This window comes from Raoultibacter massiliensis (assembly GCF_900199545.1).
Lineage (GTDB): Bacteria > Actinomycetota > Coriobacteriia > Coriobacteriales > Eggerthellaceae > Raoultibacter > Raoultibacter massiliensis.
Genome location: NZ_LT962671.1, coordinates 2,571,724 through 2,592,334, shown reverse-complemented (window position 1 = coordinate 2,592,334; position 20,611 = coordinate 2,571,724). Strand labels below are relative to the sequence as shown.

General features: G+C 57.9%; 14 protein-coding genes. 12 read left to right on the top strand and 2 right to left on the bottom strand.

Annotated elements, in window-relative coordinates; genetic code table 11:
* Positions 1 to 545: 545 nt before the first annotated feature.
* The 9 genes from C1719_RS15210 to C1719_RS15170 all read left to right on the top strand — a co-directional run bounded on the left by C1719_RS15210 (position 546) and on the right by C1719_RS15170 (position 12,362).
* Positions 546 to 1,229 carry a hypothetical protein gene (locus C1719_RS15210; protein WP_146007923.1) on the top strand — a complete coding sequence of 228 codons (684 nt, stop codon included), beginning with the start codon at positions 546 to 548 and terminating at the stop codon, positions 1,227 to 1,229.
* Entirely contained in the window at positions 1,226 to 2,254 is a 1,029-nt protein-coding gene (locus C1719_RS15205) for a VanW family protein (RefSeq protein WP_102375863.1), read from the top strand. Before C1719_RS15210 ends, C1719_RS15205 begins: the two co-directional genes overlap by 4 nt.
* An 85-nt stretch (positions 2,255 to 2,339) precedes the next feature.
* Positions 2,340 to 3,161, top strand: coding sequence for a hypothetical protein (locus C1719_RS15200; protein WP_102375862.1), 822 nt, complete (start codon positions 2,340 to 2,342; stop codon positions 3,159 to 3,161).
* Between the two features lie 179 nt (positions 3,162 to 3,340).
* Complete coding sequence (gene tnpA, locus C1719_RS15195) at positions 3,341 to 3,862, top strand: IS200/IS605 family transposase (protein WP_180963402.1); 522 nt, start codon at positions 3,341 to 3,343, stop codon at positions 3,860 to 3,862.
* Positions 3,863 to 4,150: 288 nt separating this feature from the next.
* The gene (locus tag C1719_RS15190) at positions 4,151 to 6,298 is read left to right on the top strand and encodes an FAD-binding protein (protein WP_102375861.1); all 2,148 of its coding nucleotides are present in this window, start codon (positions 4,151 to 4,153) and stop codon (positions 6,296 to 6,298) included.
* Positions 6,299 to 6,456: 158 nt separating this feature from the next.
* On the top strand, positions 6,457 to 7,887 hold the full coding sequence (locus C1719_RS15185) for a helix-turn-helix transcriptional regulator (RefSeq protein ID WP_146007922.1): 1,431 nt from the start codon (positions 6,457 to 6,459) through the stop codon (positions 7,885 to 7,887).
* A gap of 361 nt (positions 7,888 to 8,248) precedes the next feature.
* Complete coding sequence (locus C1719_RS15180) at positions 8,249 to 10,270, top strand: thiamine pyrophosphate-dependent enzyme (RefSeq protein WP_102375859.1); 2,022 nt, start codon at positions 8,249 to 8,251, stop codon at positions 10,268 to 10,270.
* Positions 10,263 to 10,868 (top strand): indolepyruvate oxidoreductase subunit beta, encoded by a 606-nt coding sequence (locus tag C1719_RS15175; RefSeq protein WP_102375858.1) that lies wholly within the window; start codon positions 10,263 to 10,265, stop codon positions 10,866 to 10,868. Before C1719_RS15180 ends, C1719_RS15175 begins: the two co-directional genes overlap by 8 nt.
* A gap of 30 nt (positions 10,869 to 10,898) precedes the next feature.
* The gene (locus C1719_RS15170; protein ID WP_102375857.1) at positions 10,899 to 12,362 is read left to right on the top strand and encodes a helix-turn-helix transcriptional regulator; all 1,464 of its coding nucleotides are present in this window, start codon (positions 10,899 to 10,901) and stop codon (positions 12,360 to 12,362) included.
* A 74-nt stretch (positions 12,363 to 12,436) separates the two neighbouring features.
* Here C1719_RS15170 and C1719_RS15165 read toward each other — a convergent pair whose 3' ends face one another.
* Complete coding sequence (locus C1719_RS15165) at positions 12,437 to 14,119, bottom strand: FAD-dependent oxidoreductase (protein WP_102375856.1); 1,683 nt, start codon at positions 14,117 to 14,119, stop codon at positions 12,437 to 12,439.
* A 499-nt stretch (positions 14,120 to 14,618) separates the two neighbouring features.
* Here C1719_RS15165 and C1719_RS15160 point away from each other — a divergent pair, with 499 nt between their 5' ends.
* From C1719_RS15160 to C1719_RS15150, 3 genes are all read left to right on the top strand, one after another.
* On the top strand, positions 14,619 to 15,611 hold the full coding sequence (locus tag C1719_RS15160) for a diguanylate cyclase domain-containing protein (RefSeq protein WP_102375855.1): 993 nt from the start codon (positions 14,619 to 14,621) through the stop codon (positions 15,609 to 15,611).
* Between the two features lie 68 nt (positions 15,612 to 15,679).
* A complete protein-coding gene (locus C1719_RS15155; RefSeq protein WP_102375854.1) occupies positions 15,680 to 16,915 on the top strand; it encodes a phenylacetate--CoA ligase family protein in 1,236 nt (411 codons plus the stop codon).
* A 506-nt stretch (positions 16,916 to 17,421) separates the two neighbouring features.
* Complete coding sequence (locus C1719_RS15150; protein WP_102375853.1) at positions 17,422 to 18,513, top strand: KamA family radical SAM protein; 1,092 nt, start codon at positions 17,422 to 17,424, stop codon at positions 18,511 to 18,513.
* A gap of 125 nt (positions 18,514 to 18,638) precedes the next feature.
* Here C1719_RS15150 and C1719_RS15145 read toward each other — a convergent pair whose 3' ends face one another.
* Positions 18,639 to 20,549: an FAD-dependent oxidoreductase gene (locus tag C1719_RS15145; protein ID WP_102375852.1), complete on the bottom strand. Its 1,911-nt coding sequence runs from the start codon at positions 20,547 to 20,549 to the stop codon at positions 18,639 to 18,641.
* Positions 20,550 to 20,611: the final 62 nt, after the last annotated feature.

Here is a 20,611-nt window from a genome sequence, read left to right as displayed (position 1 = left end):
CGGCTTGACCCGATGCATTCGGGAGTGGTGCAACCGCAGGTTGTGGCAAGGTTCGGTTTCTGAGATAAACCAAGTAACGAATTAGGGAGTTTCTTCATAAAAACAGATCTAGCGCGAACTAAATTACGCATAGTAGACGAGGTTACTATACAATGCTTCTACATGAATAAGTGCAGGCGGCATGGAGCGCGCGGTTGCTTGCGCCTTGAAGATGGGAATGTAACGTGCAGGCGTCGTGGTTGGGGATCGGCTTGATGGCCCTTGTGGTCATCGGGGGATCGATCATCGGGTTTAAGCAAAGTGGAACGAGGGCTCAGCTCCGTGCAACGCTCTGCGCCTTTGCGTCGTTGGCCGCGATAGTTGTTCTGTTCTGCGCTTTTGCCATTGAGGGCTCGCAGCGGTGGGCTGCTCCCGCGCTCGCCGTGGCATGCCTTTTCGTTCCCATCGCCGTTTACTTCATCGTTCTTAAGGCTGCGCAAGCAAAGCGCGAATCGGTATCGCATTCACGCAGGGATACCTCGCGAGCACCCGCGAAAAGCCCAGCTATGGTTAGTCCAACGCATCAGGCGAATGCATCGGGACGCGTGCGATCTGTTCCCATCTTCCAACAATTAGGAGTCGAGGAGGAGCCTTCCTCTCGGGCTGGAATCGATTTTGTGCAGGAGCGCAGCGGAGAACTGGCGAAGGCATCTTTCGACGAGGCCGATGCAAAAGAGGCGATCGAGGCTGTCGACGAAGAGCCGGCGGCTTGCGAGGAGATGGAGGGCTTCGGGGCGGATCTGATGGAGGAAACCTGTCCGATCGATGTCGAGCAATCTGTTTTGCCGCAGATGGGCGATACTGCATCTGAGCCTGAGCCTGAGCCTGAGCCTGAGCCTGAGCCTGAGCCTGAGCCTGAGCCTGAGCCTGAGCCTGAGCCTGAGCCTGAGCCTGAGCCTGAGCCTGAGCCCACGACGTTCGATTCCTCGAGCTATTTCGCCAAGGCAACCTCGCTGCGCGACAAGGGCTTGTTTGCGGTGGCGGCTAAGCTGTATGCCGAATGCGCTGAGCTTACCAACGATCGGGCGGTTTATCGCAAGGCGATGATCGAGCAGATTGCGTGCTACGTGAAGGCGAACCAGCTTGAGCAGGCAGTGTGTTTGGCAACCGAATTCAGAAACAGCGCTTCGGATTTGACTGCAATCGAATCATTGAAGATCGATGCCGTGCTGAGGATGGCGGAGCGATGAGCGGGCGCCACGTAAAACCGAACGCTCCGAAGGCGACTCTTCGAAACAGCGCGAGGAGGCCTGCCGAGGAATCGGCGGGCAACGGATCGGTGCAGCCGCAAGGGAAGCGGTCTGTTCGCGGGCTGAGCATGTCGAAGGTTCTCATTCCCATCACCTTGGGGTGCAGCGTGCTGGTTGCCTCTGTCATGGCGTTCGGAAATCCCGTCCTCTGGGTGACCGCCGAACAGCAGATCGCATCCCAGTACGCCGAGGGGACTGATGAAGACGATCATCAGTTTATCGACGAGGTGGCGGGCGAAGACGGAGATACCTCCGATCTTGTCTGTCTTGGTGAATACAACGCCGTTTCGCAGGACGACGATCCCAATCGTGCGGCGAATATCGAGCTTGCCGCGCAGACGCTCGACGGAATAGAAATCAAGCCCGGCGAAACGTTCTCGTTCAACGAAACGCTTGGCAACACTTCTGAGGACGAGCGGTATTTCGAAACATCGGTTGTGGATGGAACAACTATCGTGAAAGGGCGCGGCGGCGGCATCTGCCAGGTGTCGACGGCGCTCTACATCGCTGCGCTCAAAGCGGATCTTGAGATCGTCGAGCGCTATCCCCATACGATCGTGAGCGATTATTCGCCGATCGGGCTCGATGCTACGGTGTCGTACGGGCAGAAAGACCTGCGCATCAAAAACAATGCCGAGACGAGCGTATACATTCGGGTGGATGCGCTCGGGCAGACGGTCGACGTGAAGCTGTACGGTGCGCCGCGTGCGGACGGCGACGTCATCGATCCCACGTCGAGGATCATCGAGCGATTCGACATTCCCGCCTACAGGGTATACGGTGACCCCGCTTCTCTCGGACTCGATCCCGAAGATCCTGTGACGTACTACGTTGCCGAGTCGTATCGGGTGCTGTATCGCGATGGCGTCATGGTTTCGAACGATTTGCTGTCGACCGATACGTATCAGGTTTCGGTGCAGTCGAGCGTCCAGGTGGTAGAGGGCGGCGTCGACCCCGCAAAATAGCTTGTACCGAATCCGTGCGGAGGCACGGTTTCGAGCGTCGTACATAGGATGGGCTTGCGCAGTGCGCGGCTGAGAAAGGATGCATATGGAAACGAACGAGTCGATAGTAACCAAAGGGGTTGTCTCCATCGGCGATCGCAAGCAGATCGGCACCGTGAAAGGGGTCGTCATCGATTGCGACACCTGCGGGGTAAGCCACTACATCGTGTCGAGTGCGAGCACGAACTCGTCGCTCGTTCTTCCCTTCGAAAAATCGGTCGCTGTCGGCGATACGTTCCTGACCATTCAAACGCGCGACGACTTCCTTTCGACAACCGATCCCGCGGCGCGGACCCTTGCTTGCGAAGGCTACGATCTCGTTGGCGTTACGATGTATTCGCGTGCAGGCAATCAACTTGGCACGATCAGGGGATTCGAGTTCGACACCACGTTCGGCATGGTGACGAAGATCGATCTTGGCGATGGCGCGACATTTGATAAAGAGGCGTTCGTGTTCTTCGCGCCCGAGTTCGTATTCGTCGACGATGGCACCAAGACGGATTCCGATCTTCGCGCTGCGGCGCCAAGCGACGCCGAGGGCGAGCCCGCCGCCGAGAAAGAGCCGCGAGAACCTGAGGCGGTCGAAGTGGTCGAGGAGGTTGGGGAAACCGAAGAAGCCAAGGCCGAGCCGATCTCTGCGGAGCCCGAAGCGGCACCCAAGGCAGAGCCGGTTGTCGATCAACCCGAAGAAACCGATTCCGATGCCGAGTTGAAGGCATTCCTGCTTGGCAAGGTGCTCAACGAGCGTGTGGTGAGCACGGACGGGGATTTCGTCATTGAGGCAGGCGAGAAGATCACCGAGAAGGTACTTGATGACGCCCAGAAGAGCGATGCTCTTCTTCTGCTTACGATGAGCGTCGACGAATAGGGGTCGAAGCCAAAAAGCGCACATGCGCATTCAGGTGCGTACGCTGGGGGCGAAGCTGCAGCTTCGCCCCTCGTTTTCTATTAGGGCTTTAGCCCGTCGGCCGCGCAAAGCGCGGACGATATCAACCACCCGCTATGCGGGTGCGCGACAGATGTTATACAAAATCACCTTCCTATACAATGGCGATTGTTCAGGTCGTCCAGCGAATTAGGAAGGTGATTAATTTGGCGCAACAGTCGCATAGCCTGTCGCACACGAAGTGGATGTGTAAGTATCACATCGTCTTCACTCCGAAGTATAGGCGCAAAATTATCTACAATCAATTGAGGACTAGCATTGGGAGCATACTCCGCACACTATGCGGATACAAAGGCGTTGAGATACTAGAAGGGCACCTCATGCCTGATCATGTTCACATGCTAGTGAGCATTCCGCCGAAGATAAGCGTCTCTAGTTTTATGGGGTATCTGAAGGGAAAGAGTTCCCTGATGATTTTCGACAAGCATGCCAATCTCAAGTACAAGTTCGGTAACAGGAAGTTTTGGGCCGAAGGTTACTACGTAAGCACGGTAGGTCTTAATGAGGCCGCTATTGCAAAATACATTCGCGAACAAGAAAAGCACGACATTGCACTCGACAAGTTAAGCGTTAAAGAATACGAAGACCCGTTCATCAAAGGACAAGGCAAGCTGCCACTTTAAGTGGCTTGTTGCGAGTCAAAAGCTATACGGCCTGAACACAAGTGAAGGCCAGCGTCTTTAGGCGCTGGCTGGTAATCCTTGGGGTTATACCCCTAGAGCAAACCACCCGTTTTCACGGGTGGTTCTGATTGCATTGGCGGCGATGGTTGGCTTCGACATGAAATATGGGAGGGCGATACGGACGAGTTTCCCATGATTTATGGCTAACGGTTCTTTCTGCGGATCAAGTAGTTTCAAGATGGCCCGATCGAGTAAGGGCCATCGGGAAACACGATCCAAGGAGGGGTCATGAAAAAGAGCTTATCGCGCAGGGAGTTCATCGGAGGCGCACTTGCCGGAGCGGCAACCGTCGGCGTCGCGGGGTCTTTGTCCGCCTGCTCTTCGCCGTCGAGCGCTGCGGGAGCTTCCGAATCGGAAGTGAGGATGGAGCCGGGCAAGTATACGGCTTCGTATGTAGGCCATTGGGGTATCTGGGAAACGCCTGTCACCGTTACGGTTAACGAGACGGCGATTACCGCCATCGAGGTGCCGACCGATCGAACCCAGTACGGTGACACGGAAAAGATATTCGACGCGTGCAGGGAGCGGTTGTTTCCTCGCATCATCGAGGCGCAGTCGTTCTCGGTCGATGCCATCTGCGGTGCAACCATTTCGAGCATGGGAGTGAAGCAGGCCGTTCGCGAAGCGCTCGAGCAGGCGCTTGAGGCAGGGGGCTCGGACCCTCGGGCAATCGATGCGTTCGATGTGGTTCCGCCGAAAACCGAAGAGGGGCAGACGGAAGAGATGAACGTCGATGTGCTTGTTGTGGGCCTCGGTTCGTTCGGGATCGTCGCCATGAAGCGGGCGCGGGAAGCCCTCATGGAAGAGAACGGCATGATGGCTTGTTCGGTATGGGGTATCGACAAGGCGGGCTATCTGGGCGGCCAATCGCTGCTCACCCACGAGATGAACGCGGTCAACCCCCCGCATATCTTGGCTGAGCGCAACGGCGAGCCGCTTGTCGACTACGACGACTACCTCAATACTTGGTTTACCGACACAACGGGTGCGGACGGAACGTTGAAATGCAAAGAAGAGATGGTCCGATTCTTCTTCGACAATTCCGGCGCTGCCAATCAGTGGCTCGATGTGGACCAGGGCTGGGAATTCGGCACCGTCAAAGACACGAACGATTTCTCCGAATCGAACTACGCCGTCGTGTTCAATTACTTCTCGACCAACGGGATCGACAAATACAGCAACAGCAACGAGAACCGTCGCGCCGTGAAAGACAGCTACCACAAGAAAATCGTCGCTGAAATCGAAGCCACGGGCGGTGGTGTTCTCCTTGAAACCGAAGGCTACGAGCTTATATACGATGAGGCCGGCAATGCGGTCAAGGGAGTCAAGGCTCGCAACAATGTAACGGGTAAGGAATACGTCATCAACGCAAAGGCGGTAATCATATCCACGGGCGGCTTCGGCGGAAGCTCTGAACTGATGAGCAGCCTGCTCGATCCTCGTTGGGCAGGCAGCTGGAAGCAGAACGGATCGACGCAAAACGACGGCAAGATGATCAAGGCCGGTCTCGATATCGGTGCCGGCACCTACAACATCGACATGTCGCCGATTACGATGGAGATCGCGCTGCCCCGTTTCCTCACCCATTTCCCCATCAACTTCATCGATGGGAAGATCACCGCGAGGACCGGAAGGCAGAGTACATGGACGTACAATGATATTCCTCTTTGGATGTGCGTTTCCATCAATTCGTTTGCCGTCGACAAAGAGGGAAATCGCTTCGGGAACGAATACGCAATCGCGAACGGCATAGGAACCATGATGCCTCCGAACGCATGGAAGGTCGGCCCGTACTTCTACAGCGTATGGTCTCAAGACCAAGTCGATCAGCTTATGAGCGAAGGTTTCACGGCAGTGAAGAGGACGGCTGCGTATTGCCAGCAAGGCGGATTCGACCTCAATGTGCCGACGCCCGAGGTGCAAGAGGCGCTCGACGCGAGCATCGATGCCGGCATCGCGTGGAAAGCGGAGACCGTTGAAGAGCTTGCGGGGGCGATCGGTGCCGATCCGGCAACGCTTTCTGCATCGGTCGAGCGCTACAACGAGCTGTGCGAAAAGGGCAGTGACGATGATTTCGGGAAGGACGCCGAATATCTTGTACCCGTCGGGTCGGGGCCTTACTACGCCATCAAGGCGATGCCCGTCATGTACGGAACGGGCGGGGGCTTCGACGTCGATACCCAATTCCGCGTTCTCAAAGAAGATCATGAGACTCCGATCAACGGGTTCTATGCGATCGGTCAGGATTCTTTCGGCGTGCTTTGCAGCAACGAAATCAACTACCTCGCATACGGGGGAGTTTGCCAAGGCTATGGCATGACGTCGGGGTATACCGCTGGGTACGAGGCGGGGAAATACGCGGCGGCTCAAGCGTAAGGCTTCAAATTCGCCGTGTGGTTCAGGCGCTCGTTTTGCATGCGTGCAGGCGGGCGCCCTGCCGCGCTTTGGGGCAAAACGGGGCTTTCGGCTCCTATGGTATACTTGCCGCAGGTGGAGATCGTCGTATTTTGTCAATCCAGGTAAAAGGGAACTCGTTGAGAACGCGTTCAAGAATCACCATTGCACTGGGCATGCTGTTCCTGTGGCCGCTTCTGCGCACTCAGGCGACCGGCACGCTTCTCGTTGCCGCCTCGAGCGCAATCCCCTGGGCCCAAAGCAGTTACTATATATTTCTCATCGTCGGAGTCCTTTTCGTTGCAGTGGCGCTTGCGGCGAAAAACGCCCTGCAACGCGTCTACGAGCTTCGCTGGCCGGTTGCGGTTCTGGCCTCGGTGACCGCAGTTGCAAACTTCGGCGTAGCCCTTGCCGTCCAGATGGACGTGCTGCATCCTCTGCTGCTTGTCGCAAGCGTATTGTTCTATGCGGTCTGCATTCCCGTTCTCGTCGTTGCGTGGGCGTTCGTGCTGGTGCCTTTGCTGAAGGCCGATTTCCATGTTTCGAGCATCTGCATTGCGGCTTCCTTTGTCGGCAGCTTCGTCCTTGGGTTCTTGCAGTACCTGCCGCAGCCGTGGCCGTATCTGTTTCCGATTCTTTGTCCTTTGCTGGCTGGTTGGTGCTGGTTTCTGGTTCCCAAATCCGACGCTCGGCACTCGGCGGCTTCCATGGATCTGCCGACCGTGCTCAGGTCGCTTCCTCTCGGATCGCTGGCAAGCCTCGTTATAACGATGTTTCTCAGCTGCTTTCTCGTCGGCATCGCCCGTTCCGGTTCGATTGCCATATCCGAGAACATCGATCTCTACTATGCGAAAGATTTTGCCACCATCGTTGTTACGACCATCATCGCCTTCATGCTGTACGCTTTGCTTGCGTCGAAGCGATCGACGCGAGTGATTTGGATTTTCATCTTTACGGTGCTTTGCATCGGGCAGCTTATCATATTGGCCTTCGATGACGGCGTGTTCGCCTTGGTTGGGATAGGAGTTTCCTCTGCTGCCCGCGCGAGCTTTTCGTTCTTTTTATACTTCTACCTGCTTACCTTGGTTTACGAAGAGAACCTGCCCGTGATTCCCGTGTTCGTTTCGGTGTTCGTATCGACGAATGTCGTGTCAGACGCCCTGTCGTTTGCGGTGGTCCCTGTGTTTTCGGGTGCGCTCGGCGTTGATTACGCCGGCCTCATCAGGCCGGCTTCCCTTGCGGTCGGAATCATCGTGTTTTTGTGCCTCGCGTTTTTCTCAGGATCGATGGCATTGAGCTATCCGCGAGGCGAGCGGGCGCATGGTTTCGAAGGAGCGGCGTCGAACCAGCTGCAGCGTCAGGTGGACGAGTTGACGAGCCGCTACGGCGTGAGCGAGAGGGAGAGCGAAGTCATGCTCTACATCGTTCAGGGGTACAGCTACAAGGCGACGGCCTCTGAGTTGGGAATAACCGAGGGAACGGTGCAATCGCACATCAAGCGGCTGTACGTGAAGCTCGACGTACATTCGCGCCAAGAGCTCATCGAAACGGTCAGATCGGTTGACGCCTGACCGTTTCGGTTCGGGCCTTCTTCCGTTTGGACAAGCGCTGCCATAGGCTGTTGGGTCGAGTGCCTTTGCGCCGGGCGGGAATCGGGCGCCTTGGCCTAATCGCCGAGTTTCGATGCCCTGTCGCTCGCTCATGACTAAGTCGACGTTGCATACGGGGCATTTTACGGAAACCACCTGCTTTCGTGTCGGGCGCGATTCGCTCGGATTATGGCGGCGTGCGGCTTACCGAGCCGACGCATTGCGCGGCTCATCGAAAAACGCATCTGCGGTACAATGGGCGAATCGAATCCTAGACGGCTCGATTCGGGCGCTCGCACCCGCAACATGCCGTCTTACCGATCAAGACGAAGCAGGCGAGATTATGCAGAAGCAACTACTGATGGGCAACGAGGCGTTCGCCCACGCCGCGCTCAAGGCGGGCGTTCGCGTGGCGGCGGGATATCCCGGAACCCCCTCTTCCGAAGTCATCGAGACGATTGCCGCCGAACACGCGGCAGGGCGCGCGCAAGGCATCCATGTTGAGTGGTCAACCAACGAGAAGGCGGCGCTCGAGCTGTTGGCGGGAGCGGCTTATGCGGGGGCGAGAACGCTGTTCACCTGCAAGCAGGTGGGTCTCAACGTTGCAAGCGACGCGCTTATGAGCCTGAACTACGTCGGTATCAAAGGCGGCACCGTGCTGTTCGTCGCTGATGATCCGGGTCCCATCTCGTCTCAGACCGAACAGGATACCCGCAGGTTCGGGGCTTTTGCCAAGGTGCCGGTGCTCGATCCCGCAACCCCCGATCAGGGATGCGAGATGATAGAGGCCGCCTACGAGCTGTCGGAGGCTTACCGCACGCCGGTTATCGTGCGGCCGACGACGCGCGTTTGCCACGCATCGACCTTCCTCGAATTTCCCGATGTGACGACTGCGCGCGATATTCCCGAAGAGGGTTTCGTCCGCGATTCCAAATGGGTCATTTTCCCGAAACGCGCATTCGAGGCGCATGGGGAAATCAACGAGCGTTTGAAGCAGATTGCCGAGGATGCCTCAACGGGGGCGCTCTCGGCGTTCAACCCGATTGAGGGGGGAGGGGCGACCGAGCAGGGCGAGACTCCGCAGCTCGGCATCGTGGCGGGCGGCGTGAGCACGATGTACGTGCGCGAGGCTCTGCGCATCCTCGCCGAACGCTGCCATACAGCCGGCGTCGATATGCCTGCATACCGGTTCATGCAGATCGGCATGCCGTTTCCTTTCCCCGAGCATGCTGCGCAGGATTTTGCCGGCGGGCTCGATCAGATCATCGTGTTCGAAGAGCTCGACCATGTGATCGAGGATGCGTTGCTGGCGATGTGCGGCAAGCTGCATGCGGGCTACGAGGTGCTCGGAAAGCTGAACGGCTATACGCGCGACAGGGGAGAGAACACCGTCGACGATGCCCTCGAGCGCCTCGCGAAGTATCTGGGCATCGAGCAGGTTCTCGGTGCCGCATCCGCCCGCCCCTTGGGCGACGATGTTTCACGTGAAACATCTGTTCGTGTTTCAGGCGATTCAACGACTCCACTCGCTTACGACGGAGCACTTCCCGTGCGTCCGCCCGTGCTGTGCGCGGGCTGTCCCCATCGGGGAAGCTTCTACGCGATCAAGCGCGCGCTCGGCAAGACGCCTGCGGTGTTGTGCGGCGATATCGGCTGCTATACGCTTGGAAACGCGATGCCGCTCGATGCCGTCGACACGTGTTTGTGCATGGGGGCGGGCATCACGATGGCGCAGGGATTCTCCGTTGTCGAGCCGCAAAAGAAAACCGTGGCGTTCGTAGGGGATTCGACTTTCTTCGCTTCGGGCCTCACGGGCATCGTGAACGCCGTGTACAACCAGCACGACATCACGGTTGCCGTGCTCGACAACGCGACCACGGCAATGACCGGATCGCAGCCCCATCCAGGTACGGGAGTCACCCTCATGGGTCCGAAGAGCCAACCTGTTTCCATCGAATCCGTGCTCAAGGCGGTCGGCTTCAAGTGCATCGTCCATGCGAATCCGTTTGTCTTTGAGGAAAGTGCGGCGGCTGCAAAAGAGGCGATCGAGTTCGAAGGCCCTTCGGCGATCATCTACGAAGGGCCGTGCATCTCGCTTTCCAAGCCTGGGGAGCCCGTGTCCATCGATGCGGGCGCCTGCACGGGCTGCAAGCGGTGCATCACCGAAATCGGGTGTCCCGGCATAGGCTTCGACGCATCGCTTCGCGGTCCGGCGAGCGGCGGGCGGGGCCAGGCGTTCATCGATCGGAGCCTGTGCAACGGGTGCGGGCTGTGCACGCAGATCTGCCCGTTCGATGCGATTCTGCTTCCCGGGCAACGACCAGATGGCGCCGAGGAGCGCGGGGAAGGAGCTTCCCATGCTTAACATACTGCTTGCCGGGGTGGGCGGACAAGGTACGGTGCTCGCGGCGAAGCTGCTTGCGCAGGCCGCCGAGGAAAAGGGCTGGCAGGTTCGCACCGCGGAAACCATCGGCATGGCCCAGCGCGGCGGCAACGTGGTCTCCCATGTTCGCATGGGCGATCGGGGCGAGGAGGTCTACGCGCCGCTCATCGCGCTGGGCACGGCCGATCTGGTGGTTGCGTTCGAGCCGGCCGAAGCCGCGCGTGTGCTGCCGTATTTCAAGCCGGGCGGCGCGATGGTGTGCGCATCGACCGCTATACAGCCAGTGTCGGCTGCGCTTTCGAACACGCCCTACCTTGCAGGCGAGGTGTTGGAAAACCTTGCCCGCATAATCGGGGAGACGGGTGGAACCTTCGTTGCGGTCGACGACGCTGCGCTTGTGGAAAGCGCGGGTAGCCGCAAGGCGCTCAACGTGATGCTTCTCGCGTGCGCCTTGTCCGAAAGCGGTTTGCCGATCTCGGTGGACGATCTCAAACGCGCCATCCCCGCCTGCGTGAAAGAGCGCTTCGTCGACATGAACCTGCGCGCGATAGACAGCGCCTTAAGCAGTTGTCTATCGTAGCCGAAAGGCTGAGAAGATGCCGACTTTTGTATGGCGGAAATAAAGCAATTGGGGGTTGACGTGAAAGACGAGCTGGCGGCGACGAACAAAGAGCGATTGTTTCTCGCCCTTGGCTGGGGAGTGTTCCTTTCGATCAACGTCTACTTCCTGTGGGGCGTCCCGCTTCCGCTTTTGCCCAACATCGATATCGCCACATACGATCGTCTGATCGATCCTTTCAGGTGGGCTGCTAGCGTGAGCATTGCCGTTACCGCCCTCGTTTTTGCAGTCGCAAGCTTGGTAAAGCTTTTCGAAGCAAGCCAAGCTAAATTAATCCTGGTTGTGGGTGCGCTGCTTTTCCTCGGCGGGTTTTTCATTTACATCTGGGCATCTGCCGTATCGCCGATGGCGTATCTTTTTCTCATGGCAGGGTTGCTGATCGGCGTCAGCAACGGAATGTTCTTTCTTCTGTGGGGGGAGGTGTTCTCGTCCTTTGACGCGGCTTCGGTAATGTACGTGCTGTTCTTTGCAGGAATCATTTCGGGAAGCATCTGTTTGATCCTTCTTTTCATAAAGTCGGTGGTTGCCTATATTGTGTTAGGAATGCTTCTTCCCGTAGCGATCGGCACGCTATGGTCTGCGTTGAAGACGGCTTATGAGCGCCAGGCGAAGCCTTTCGTCGCCACTACTATCAAAGGACTGCGGGCGTACCCATGGCGCCCGCTCATCTGCGTGACGATGCTCGGTTTTGTCTTCAATGCCATGAGAGAGGTGTCGTTCGTCGATTTCAATGGACCTGCCATCATCAACATGTTTTCTCTGCTCGGTCTTATCGTAGTATCTTTTGTGGTGGTGGGCGTCATGAAGGTCACTGGAGCGAAAAAGCCTGATATCGAGCGTCTCTATTCCCCGATCATGTTGATAATTGCGGGATGTTTGATCCCGGTACCCTTTCTTGATGCACAGTATCGGATTGTTTTCATCGTTCTGATAAGCTGCGCCTACCTTTTCGTCGTGACGCTGTTTAAGGCGACTTGCGCAAATACATCCCAGGAAAGCGCGCTGCATCCGTTCTGCGTGTTCGGTATTGGGTATACGGGGGTGTTCGGGTCGGTAGCCCTCGGTACGTGGGTTGGCATGGTCCCTCGAGAAGCCGGGGGAGAAAACAGCACGATCTACATTATCGGCATCGTGCTTGTGGCGATTTATCTGCTTGCTATACCCCTAGTGCTGATGAAGCGGCGAAGGAAATCATCGGTTATCGTTGCGATGGACGAAGATCAGCTTTCTTTCTGTTGCGAAAGACTGGCACGGCGTCATGCGATCACCCAGAGCGAACAGGCGGTTATGGAATTGCTGGCGCGGAACATGAGCTATGCCTCGGTAGCCAAGGAGCTTCAGCTTTCCGAAAACACCGTGCGAACCCATGGGAAAGCGATCTACAGAAAACTCGATGTGCATTCGAAGCAAGAGCTTGTCGATCTTGTCACGGCAGAGCAAACGCGTGGCCTCTGAGTCGTGTGCCTCTGTGCGCTCGCGTGCGAAGGCGGGCCACATGAGGCCCGCCTTCCGGTCAGGGGCGATCGTCTCTAGATTTCTTGAACGGATTTGTCTTGGGCGAGGGCTTCCCCGAGGACGTACCCGAACGTGATGGCGCGTCCGTGGCTTATGCCGGGACAAACCATGGGGTATCCATCGGCAAAGAAATTGCCCGCAGTGTTGCCGATCGCGTAAAGACCTTCGATCGCCGCGCCCTCAGCGGTGCATACGTTCAGATTGCTGTCTACGTCGAGGCCCGTCGTGCAGCTAAGAAGAACTGCGGTGACCTGCGATGCGTAGAACGGTGCTTTCTTAATTGGGAAGAGGTTGGCCGCGTCTTTGCCGAAATCATCATCTCGCCCAAGATCGGCAAGCTCGTTGTAGCGGGTAACGGTCTTTTCGAGGGCCTCCTCGGGAACGCCCATCGCCTTGGCAAGTTCTGCAATAGTATCTCCCGTTACCGAGGTTCCCGCTTCGATGGTCTGCTGCATGCCGTCTTCCGGAGTTATCCCGAGCGTCGGATCGAAGGGGCCGGATGTGGTTCCGTTGTACATGCTCAGTTTCGACATCTGCGTGACCTGCGTAGCGAAGTCGGCATCCATCACCGTCCATACGGTGTGGTTGGGGGCGACCATATAGGCATTCGTGATGCCCGGCAACGGCGTGTCTTCGTTGCAGAAACGACCGCCATCTTTGTTGACGCGCAAGAACGAATAGGTACCGCAGGCCCCACCGCCCATGATGGGGTGGATCATGGCCGCCGCTCCTCCTTTTTGCATGGCGCCTCCGGCCCAGAAAGCCATGTTCACGCTATCGCCCGTGTTGGCTCCAGCTGGAGTGTAGACGCTGGTAGCTGCTTCCTTGAGAAGGGGCGCCCATTTGTCGACCATTTCGGGGTTTCCGGCGTAGTCTCCCGTAGCTAGAACAACCGCCTTGCTTGCGTTGAATCGAACGTAGTCATCGCCTTGCCGGCAGACGACGCCAACAACACGTCCCGAATCATCGGTGATGAGCTGTTGGGCGGGTGAGCTGTAGTACACCTCGCCTCCTGCGGCCGTGCCTCGGTCTATGAAGCTTGAGAGTATGTTCTGCTGTGCTGCGCCGTTTCCGAGTTCTGGAACGCCGAATGTGTGGGTGACGGGATACGTTCTGTTCCAGAAGCCATCGGCATCCATATTGGTCTCTTCAAGCGAAGCGATGGCTACCGTGAGTCCCTGACCTTCAATCATCTCGGTGATGTCGTCGTAGACGCGGCCCGACTGGTCTGCCCACAGCTTGATAAGCTGCCCGTTAACCTTGTAGCCCCCTGCAGTGACGAGATCGTTGACGATTTTCGCCTTATCGAGGACGATGCCCGCTTCCGCTTGCTTTTTCGTATCGATGGCCGCGTTGTCCATGCCGCGCGCGCTGAAGGTATCCATCTTTTCGACGAGCGCTGCTTTAGCGCCGCCTTCGCAGGCGCGAGCAAATGCTGCGCCTCCCGCAACGCCTGCTCCGACAACGACGATCTCGAAGTCCTTCGTTTCGGAGATATCGCTCTCGGGTATGGCAGCGGGCGGATTCTCCCATGAGGGGAGTGTGCTTTCTCCTTGTGAGGCGTCTTTCCCGTTTGACGGGGCGTCTGTGGAAGGCGAGCATCCTCCCAGAACGCCCAATGCTCCGACGCCAACTGCACTGAGTGCGGCGCCCTTCAAGAACCCGCGTCGATCCAAAGAACCGTGTATTGCCTTCATTGGTTTCCCTCTCTTTCGTTTCCCTAACCCTTTGTCTGTCGGCTTTGCAACAGGGTGTCGAGATCAATAGTTCCCTGTTCGTCCGATAAGGAAAGAATAGGGGGAGTCGATGCGGCGTTCTTCACCGAAGCGGTGGGATCGTCTACCGCATTCGGTGTGATTTTGGGCCAAGGAGGTTTAAGGGCAGAGGGCGGGGACGGTTTTGTCGGGGCCGCCATTTTGGCTTGCGGGATTGCCTCGCGAGCGTTGCTCTCTGCGGAAGCACGTGTTTTTGATTCTGAAGTTGAAGGACGCAGCGGCCCGGTTCGAACTGAGTTCGTCGAGATCCGTGCATATCGAATACGTCTTGCAACTGTCTGGACACAGCGTCCTGCATTATACTTACGATTAGCGAAAAGGTAATGGAAATAATCGCCCTTGTACGTTTTGGACTCAGGGTCCGGGTCGTCGCATTCCGTTGTTTCGAGACGCACTCCGAATAGGATAGGAGTAGGTGACCATGCCGGCAACCGAAGAAGAGGCTTTTCAGGACGAAGCGATCGAGCTGACGCGCGAGCTTTGGCGCGCATACCTCATCAATCGATCCGACGAGGGAGACCAGGCCATCGCGCGTGTTCTCGATATCGAGAATCTTTCCGTTATCGGAACGGGTCGTCACGAGTTCTGCTCGACGGCAGAGCAGTTTTTCGAAAACCTGACGAACGACCGTTCCGAAGCGGGCGATGTCGTATTCGATATTCTGGACGAATATTACGAAGCGCGCGTGATCGATCCTGACGTGTGCCTTGTTTTCGGCACGCTCTGGGTGCGCGAGCGTCCGAGCGAACCGAAGCTGCTGCTTGTGGAGATGGATACGCGCTTCAGCATTCTGTATCGCAGAGTCGGAAATGCGTTGAAGCTTGTCCATCTCCACCATTCGACGCCGAACCTCGACCAGAGGATCAACGAGTTTTATCCCAAGACTGCAACCGAACGGGCCAACGCGGCGCTCGAGTATTCCAAAGAGCTCGAACGACGTGCCGATCTTGATTCGATGACCAGCCTTTACAACCGCATGGCTTTTGAGCGGCTGGTTGACGAGCGGCTTGCGCGGGGCGCTTCCAGCGCTGTATTCTGTATGATCGATCTCGATGATTTCAAGGCGGTCAACGATACGCTCGGCCATCTGGCGGGCGATCGCGTCATCATCGATTTCGCCGATGCCCTCCGCGGCGCCTTCCGGGATGATTCGATCATCGGGCGCGTGGGCGGCGATGAATTCGCAGTGATGCTGTGCGACAGGGCAAGCGCTTCCAATGCCGAGCGGCTTGCGACGCGGCTTATCGAAGCGTGGGCGGAACACGGTTCGGATCAGCCGATCCCGTTCAGCTGCTCGATCGGCATGGCGAAAGTGGGCGGCTTCGGCGATTTCCAAGAGCTGTACCGCGCCGCCGATGAGGCGCTGTACGCAAGCAAGCGAAACGGAAAAGGGCGATGGTCCTGGTACGACTAGGGGATATCCTGCCAAGATGGAAAATCCCCCCGCAGCACCATACGCTCTTGTGATAGAGTTAACCCATTATGAACATGACTCCAGAACAATTCACGCTCGTCAAAGAGCAGTTCAAAACGCTGAAAGAGCGTTCTGACTTCTATGCCCGCAAATTCGAGGGCATCGATCTTGGGGATGTGCAGACCCAGGAAGATTTTGAGAAGCTGCCGTTTTCCGAAAAGGACGATCTGCGAAGCGCCTACCCGCTTGGCTTGCAGGCCGTGCCCGACGAGGAGATCGTGCGCATCCATTCTTCGAGCGGCACCACGGGAACGCCCGTCATCATTCCCTACACCCAGCAGGATGTTACCGATTGGGCCATCCAGTTCGCTCGCTGCTACGAAATGGCTGGCATCACGAACAAGGACCGCATCCAGATCACGCCGGGATACGGATTGTGGACGGCGGGCATCGGATTCCAGCTCGGAGCCGAGCGCCTCGGCGCCATGGCCATTCCCATGGGTCCAGGCAACACCGACAAACAGCTTCAGATGATGCAGGATCTTAAGAGCACGGTCATCACGGCTACGAGTTCGTATGCCCTGCTGTTGGCAGAGGAGATCGGCAAGCGCAACCTGCGCGATAAGATCTGCCTGCGCAAGGGCGTTATCGGGTCGGAACGCTGGGGCGATAAGATGCGCCATCGCATCGCCAACGAGCTTGGCGTGGAGATTTACGACATCTACGGGCTCACCGAAGTGTACGGCCCGGGCATCGGCATTTCGTGCGACGAGCATCACGGCATGCATATCTGGTCCGATTACATCTACATCGAAGTGGTCGATCCCGATACGGGTTGCACCCTCCCCGATGGCGAAGTGGGCGAGCTCGTGCTGACCACGCTGCGCAAGCAGGGTGCACCGCTCATCCGCTACCGCACGCACGATCTCACGCGGATCATTCCCGGCGATTGCGCCTGCGGCTCTGCACATCCCCGCATCGACACCCTTGTCGGCCGCACCGACGACATGGTGAAGGTGAAGGGCTGCAACATGTTCCCCGCCCAGATCGAGGAAGTCATCAAAATTACGGACGGCGCCTCTTCCGAATATCAAGTGATGATCGAAAACATCAGCGGAAAAGACATCCTGACGGTGTTGTTCGAGACGGAGCTCGAAGGCGAAGCGAAGGAGCGTTGCGAAGAAGAGCTCTCGATGATCTTCAAGGCGAAGATCGGTTGCACGCCCGATGCGAAGGGCGTTCCCATGGGGGAGCTACCCCGTTCTGAAAAGAAGACCAAGCGCATTTTCGATAGCCGGTACTGACGTACCCGTTAGACATGCGAGCAAAGACGAACCCCGACGTTGCAAACGAGCGACGTCGGGGTTTTATGCATGGGGCGCTTGCCTGATCTTTTTTCCCAGCATGTCTAACATGCGGCGGCGCCCTCCTTTTCCCATCATGCCCGATGTGCGGCTTTCGATGCATCGGGCATAGAGCACATCGTCTGAACAATTATACTAAAGCAAGGAGTGAGGGGAAGCCTTTCTGCCTGCTGCTGCCTGGCCTGATGCAGGGATCGAACCGTCCGAGCCTTCTCTGTCCTTGGATGATTGCGCCGTCGTTCTTTTTCGAGCATAATATAGTCAACGAGAATCGTGCCCTTTCGCGGCACGCATTGCCTTGCAGGCGCCCTGGGCGAAAAGTCCGGTGGACGGGGCCTGCGATCAGACATCATACATACGCCAGCGCCGTTTCGGCGGGTCGCTTCGCGTTTCCTTCAATGCGGGCGCCCGAAGCGACGCGCACGGAGGCACGAAGGAGGAACGCCATGGGCTGGAAAGACGAGATGAGAGAATGCGCGAGGACTCTCGAGGATTTGGGCGATCGCCTGCAGCTTGACGAAGGTGCGCGTTCGAGGATGTCGGAAATCCTCGAACGCGCACCCATGGCTGTGCCGCCGTACTATCTGTCCCTCATTGATTTCGATGATCCCGAAGATCCCATCGGCAGGCTCGCCATCCCGTCGTTGCGCGAGGAAGACCAATCGGGCAGCCTCGACACGTCGGGCGAGGCGGACAACACGGTTGCTGTCGGGATTCAGCACAAGTACCGCGAGACCGTTTTGATGCTTTCCACCAACGAATGCGCCATGTACTGCAGGCACTGCTTTCGCAAGCGGCTCGTCGGCCTTCCCGATGAGGGAACCGCCCGCGACCTCGAGGCGATCGAAGCGTATCTGCTCGAGCACGACGAGGTCACGAACGTGCTCGTGAGCGGTGGAGACGCCCTTATGTGCTCCAACGAACGAATCGATTCCATCCTGGGGATGCTCGCCGGCATCCCGCATCTCGACTTCATCCGCATCGCAACGCGCGTGCCCGTCACGCTGCCGTCCCGCATAACAACCGACGGCGAACTGCGCAGCATCCTCGAGAGGCGTCGGGCGGAGAAGCAGATCTTCATGGTTACCCAGTTCGACCATCCGCGCGAGGTCACGCCCGAGGCCGCCGAGGCCGTCGGGGCGGTTCTTGGCCTCGGCATTCCCGTGCGCAACCAAACGGTGCTCCTGCGCGGCGTCAACGACGATGCCGAGGTGCTCGGGAGCCTGTTTCGGAAGCTGACGTCCATCGGTGCCGAACCGTACTACGTGTTCCAATGTCGCCCAGTGTCGGGTGTAAAAAGCCAGTTCCAGGTTCCCCTGAGAGAGGGTTGCCGCATCGTCGAGGGTGCGAAGGCGCTGCAGAACGGCCTGGGGAAGTCGTTTCGGTACTGCATGTCGCACGTGACGGGCAAGATCGAGATACTTGGCGAGCTGGACGGAGGCCGAATGGCGTTCAGGTACCACGAGGCGAAGGATCGTGCCGATCTTGGCCGTCTGCTCGTCCGCGAGGTTTCCGACGACCAGGCGTGGTTCGATTAGCCGCTCGAGGGCGGTTCGGCGTAGAAGCAAGGCCTTGGGCCGCGTGCAGTGGGCTCGCCTGCCCGACCTGCGCGGCGAGGTGTTTCGGAACGCTCGAAACACCTCGCTATTGTTTCGAGTTCTCGTTATAGGGAGAAATCCGCCACGGCGCTGAGCGCTGCCGTGTAGCCGAACGTGCAACCGCGATGCAGGTTTCCGCCGTAGTACGAGGCCGACGGGCGCACGATGTTGTAATTGCCGGCCGTCTCGCCTGCCGCGTACAAGCCAACGATGGGCTGATTGTCGCCGTCTACAACGCGAGCGCAATCGTCGATGACGAGGCCGCCGTAGGTGTTTTTGACGTTGGGGATCGTTTCGAAGATATAGAAGGGGCCCTCCTCGAGCGCGATCAGCGAATCTTCTCCTTTTCCGAAGTCTTCGTCGATGCCCGTCGCGCAGAACCCGTTGTACCGCTTTATCTGCTCGGCGACCACCTTTGGATCGAGTCCTGCTTTCTCGGCGGCTTCTTCGACGGTTTCTCCTTTGAAGACGACCTCCCCCTGTTCAGCCATGCGCTCGAGTTCTTCGTTGTTGCTGTCGGTCACGTACGTGGCGTAGTTGCCGTAGTAGAGGATGTCGTCGCTTTCCAGGATGGCCTTATTGGCAACGCAGTAGACGGTGTTCTCGTCTGTGTCGAAGTATGCGCGCGCCGCATTCGACCCCTCTTTCCAAAAGCGAACGCCGTCGGTGTTCAGCCAGACCATGCCTGGCGTGTTGTGCTTGATCTCCCTCATGACGCTTTGGCCGTTGCCCTCGAGAACCGGCAGGGTGCCGCCGTCGGTGCGGCAGAAGTCCATATCGTGCAGTACTGCGCCGATCTTGACCGCGGCATCGAACATGTTTCCGATGGATGAGGGGCTGCCCGAACGCGCCCAGCGGGCGTAGAGCTGAGAGAGCATTTCCTCGTTGGCGCAATATCCGCCGCACGACAGGATCGTGGCGGGCGCGCTGAACTCTTCGCCGGCTTCGGTGCGCACGCCTGTCACCTCTCTTGCGTCGTTCGTGACGAGCTCGGTCGCTTTGGTGTTGAGCAGATAGACCATTTGACCCTTGTCGACGAATTCTTGGATACTGGCGGCGGTATCTTCGAAGATGCTCAGGCCTCGCTGCTCATGGGAAATCACATACGCCGCAAAGTAATCAACCTCTTCGGTCGCATTGCCGGTGGATGCTGCATTGGCGTGCGCCCCGACACCGTCTCCGATCGGTCCGCCTTCAATCCATTCGGCGCCGTATTTCGTGAGCATGTCCAAGGCAGGGCCGCTGTTGTACGCTGCCACGTATGAGAGCTCGGGTCGAAACGTAGATTCGTCGCCGTCCAAAAACCATGCGTACAACTCGTCGGGGTTCGTTTCGTAGCCGTACTTCGGCAGCGTTTCGCCACCCGCGGCTGCGCAATAGCCGCCGCTGTACATGGTCGAGCCGCCGAAGTGACTGTTGTGATCCAGAACGAGGACTTTGGCTCCTCGGTCGGCGGCGGTGAGCGCAGCGGTGATTCCCGTGATGCCGGCTCCGACCACGATGACATCGGGATCGAAATCCGCGATGTCACCGGAGGCGTTCGCCGGCGCGGGGGTCGTGGCGTCTTCGCTGAACATCTTCTTGTTTGCGCCCGCCTGCGTGAGCGCGTCGCGGATCGCTTCCTTCATGGTGGTTGTGGTGATCGTGGCGCCGGTGATGCTGTCGACCTCCGTTGTTTGGTGCTTCACGACATTTGCGGCGATCGTGCTTTGGGCTCGCTGTCCCATATACATGGATTCGTGGGTGCTCGCGATGCGTACGTCAAGGATGGCTTCTTCGGAAACATCGACTTCGATGGTGTACGGACCGTAAAGTCCTTCGACCGAGGCGCTGTAGGTTCCTGGTGTCATCTTGGCTTCAGTAGGTTTTGTGTTGGGCGGCGTACAGCCGCTCATCAGACTCAGTGCGAGTATTCCTGCTCCTGCGACGAAGTGTCGGCGGCTTAGAGAGCCGGCTTTGAAGGCGTTACTGGTCATGTTTTCCTCCTCATGTAGGGAAGACTCTTGCGCTCTTTGCGTCTTCCGCGTTTCGTACAGTG

What these genes read in the sequence shown, in the direction of transcription:
- C1719_RS15165 (WP_102375856.1), bottom strand. Translation starts at nt 14,119, where the DNA reads ATGAAGGCAATACACGGTTCTTTGGATCGACGCGGGTTCTTGAAGGGC.
- C1719_RS15175 (WP_102375858.1), top strand. Translation starts at nt 10,263, where the DNA reads ATGCTTAACATACTGCTTGCCGGGGTGGGCGGACAAGGTACGGTGCTC.
- C1719_RS15190 (WP_102375861.1), top strand. Translation starts at nt 4,151, where the DNA reads ATGAAAAAGAGCTTATCGCGCAGGGAGTTCATCGGAGGCGCACTTGCC.
- C1719_RS15180 (WP_102375859.1), top strand. Translation starts at nt 8,249, where the DNA reads ATGCAGAAGCAACTACTGATGGGCAACGAGGCGTTCGCCCACGCCGCG.
- C1719_RS15170 (WP_102375857.1), top strand. Translation starts at nt 10,899, where the DNA reads ATGGCGGAAATAAAGCAATTGGGGGTTGACGTGAAAGACGAGCTGGCG.
- C1719_RS15150 (WP_102375853.1), top strand. Translation starts at nt 17,422, where the DNA reads ATGGGCTGGAAAGACGAGATGAGAGAATGCGCGAGGACTCTCGAGGAT.
- C1719_RS15200 (WP_102375862.1), top strand. Translation starts at nt 2,340, where the DNA reads ATGGAAACGAACGAGTCGATAGTAACCAAAGGGGTTGTCTCCATCGGC.
- C1719_RS15160 (WP_102375855.1), top strand. Translation starts at nt 14,619, where the DNA reads ATGCCGGCAACCGAAGAAGAGGCTTTTCAGGACGAAGCGATCGAGCTG.
- C1719_RS15145 (WP_102375852.1), bottom strand. Translation starts at nt 20,549, where the DNA reads ATGACCAGTAACGCCTTCAAAGCCGGCTCTCTAAGCCGCCGACACTTC.
- tnpA (WP_180963402.1), top strand. Translation starts at nt 3,341, where the DNA reads ATGGCGATTGTTCAGGTCGTCCAGCGAATTAGGAAGGTGATTAATTTG.
- C1719_RS15205 (WP_102375863.1), top strand. Translation starts at nt 1,226, where the DNA reads ATGAGCGGGCGCCACGTAAAACCGAACGCTCCGAAGGCGACTCTTCGA.
- C1719_RS15210 (WP_146007923.1), top strand. Translation starts at nt 546, where the DNA reads ATGGTTAGTCCAACGCATCAGGCGAATGCATCGGGACGCGTGCGATCT.
- C1719_RS15155 (WP_102375854.1), top strand. Translation starts at nt 15,680, where the DNA reads ATGAACATGACTCCAGAACAATTCACGCTCGTCAAAGAGCAGTTCAAA.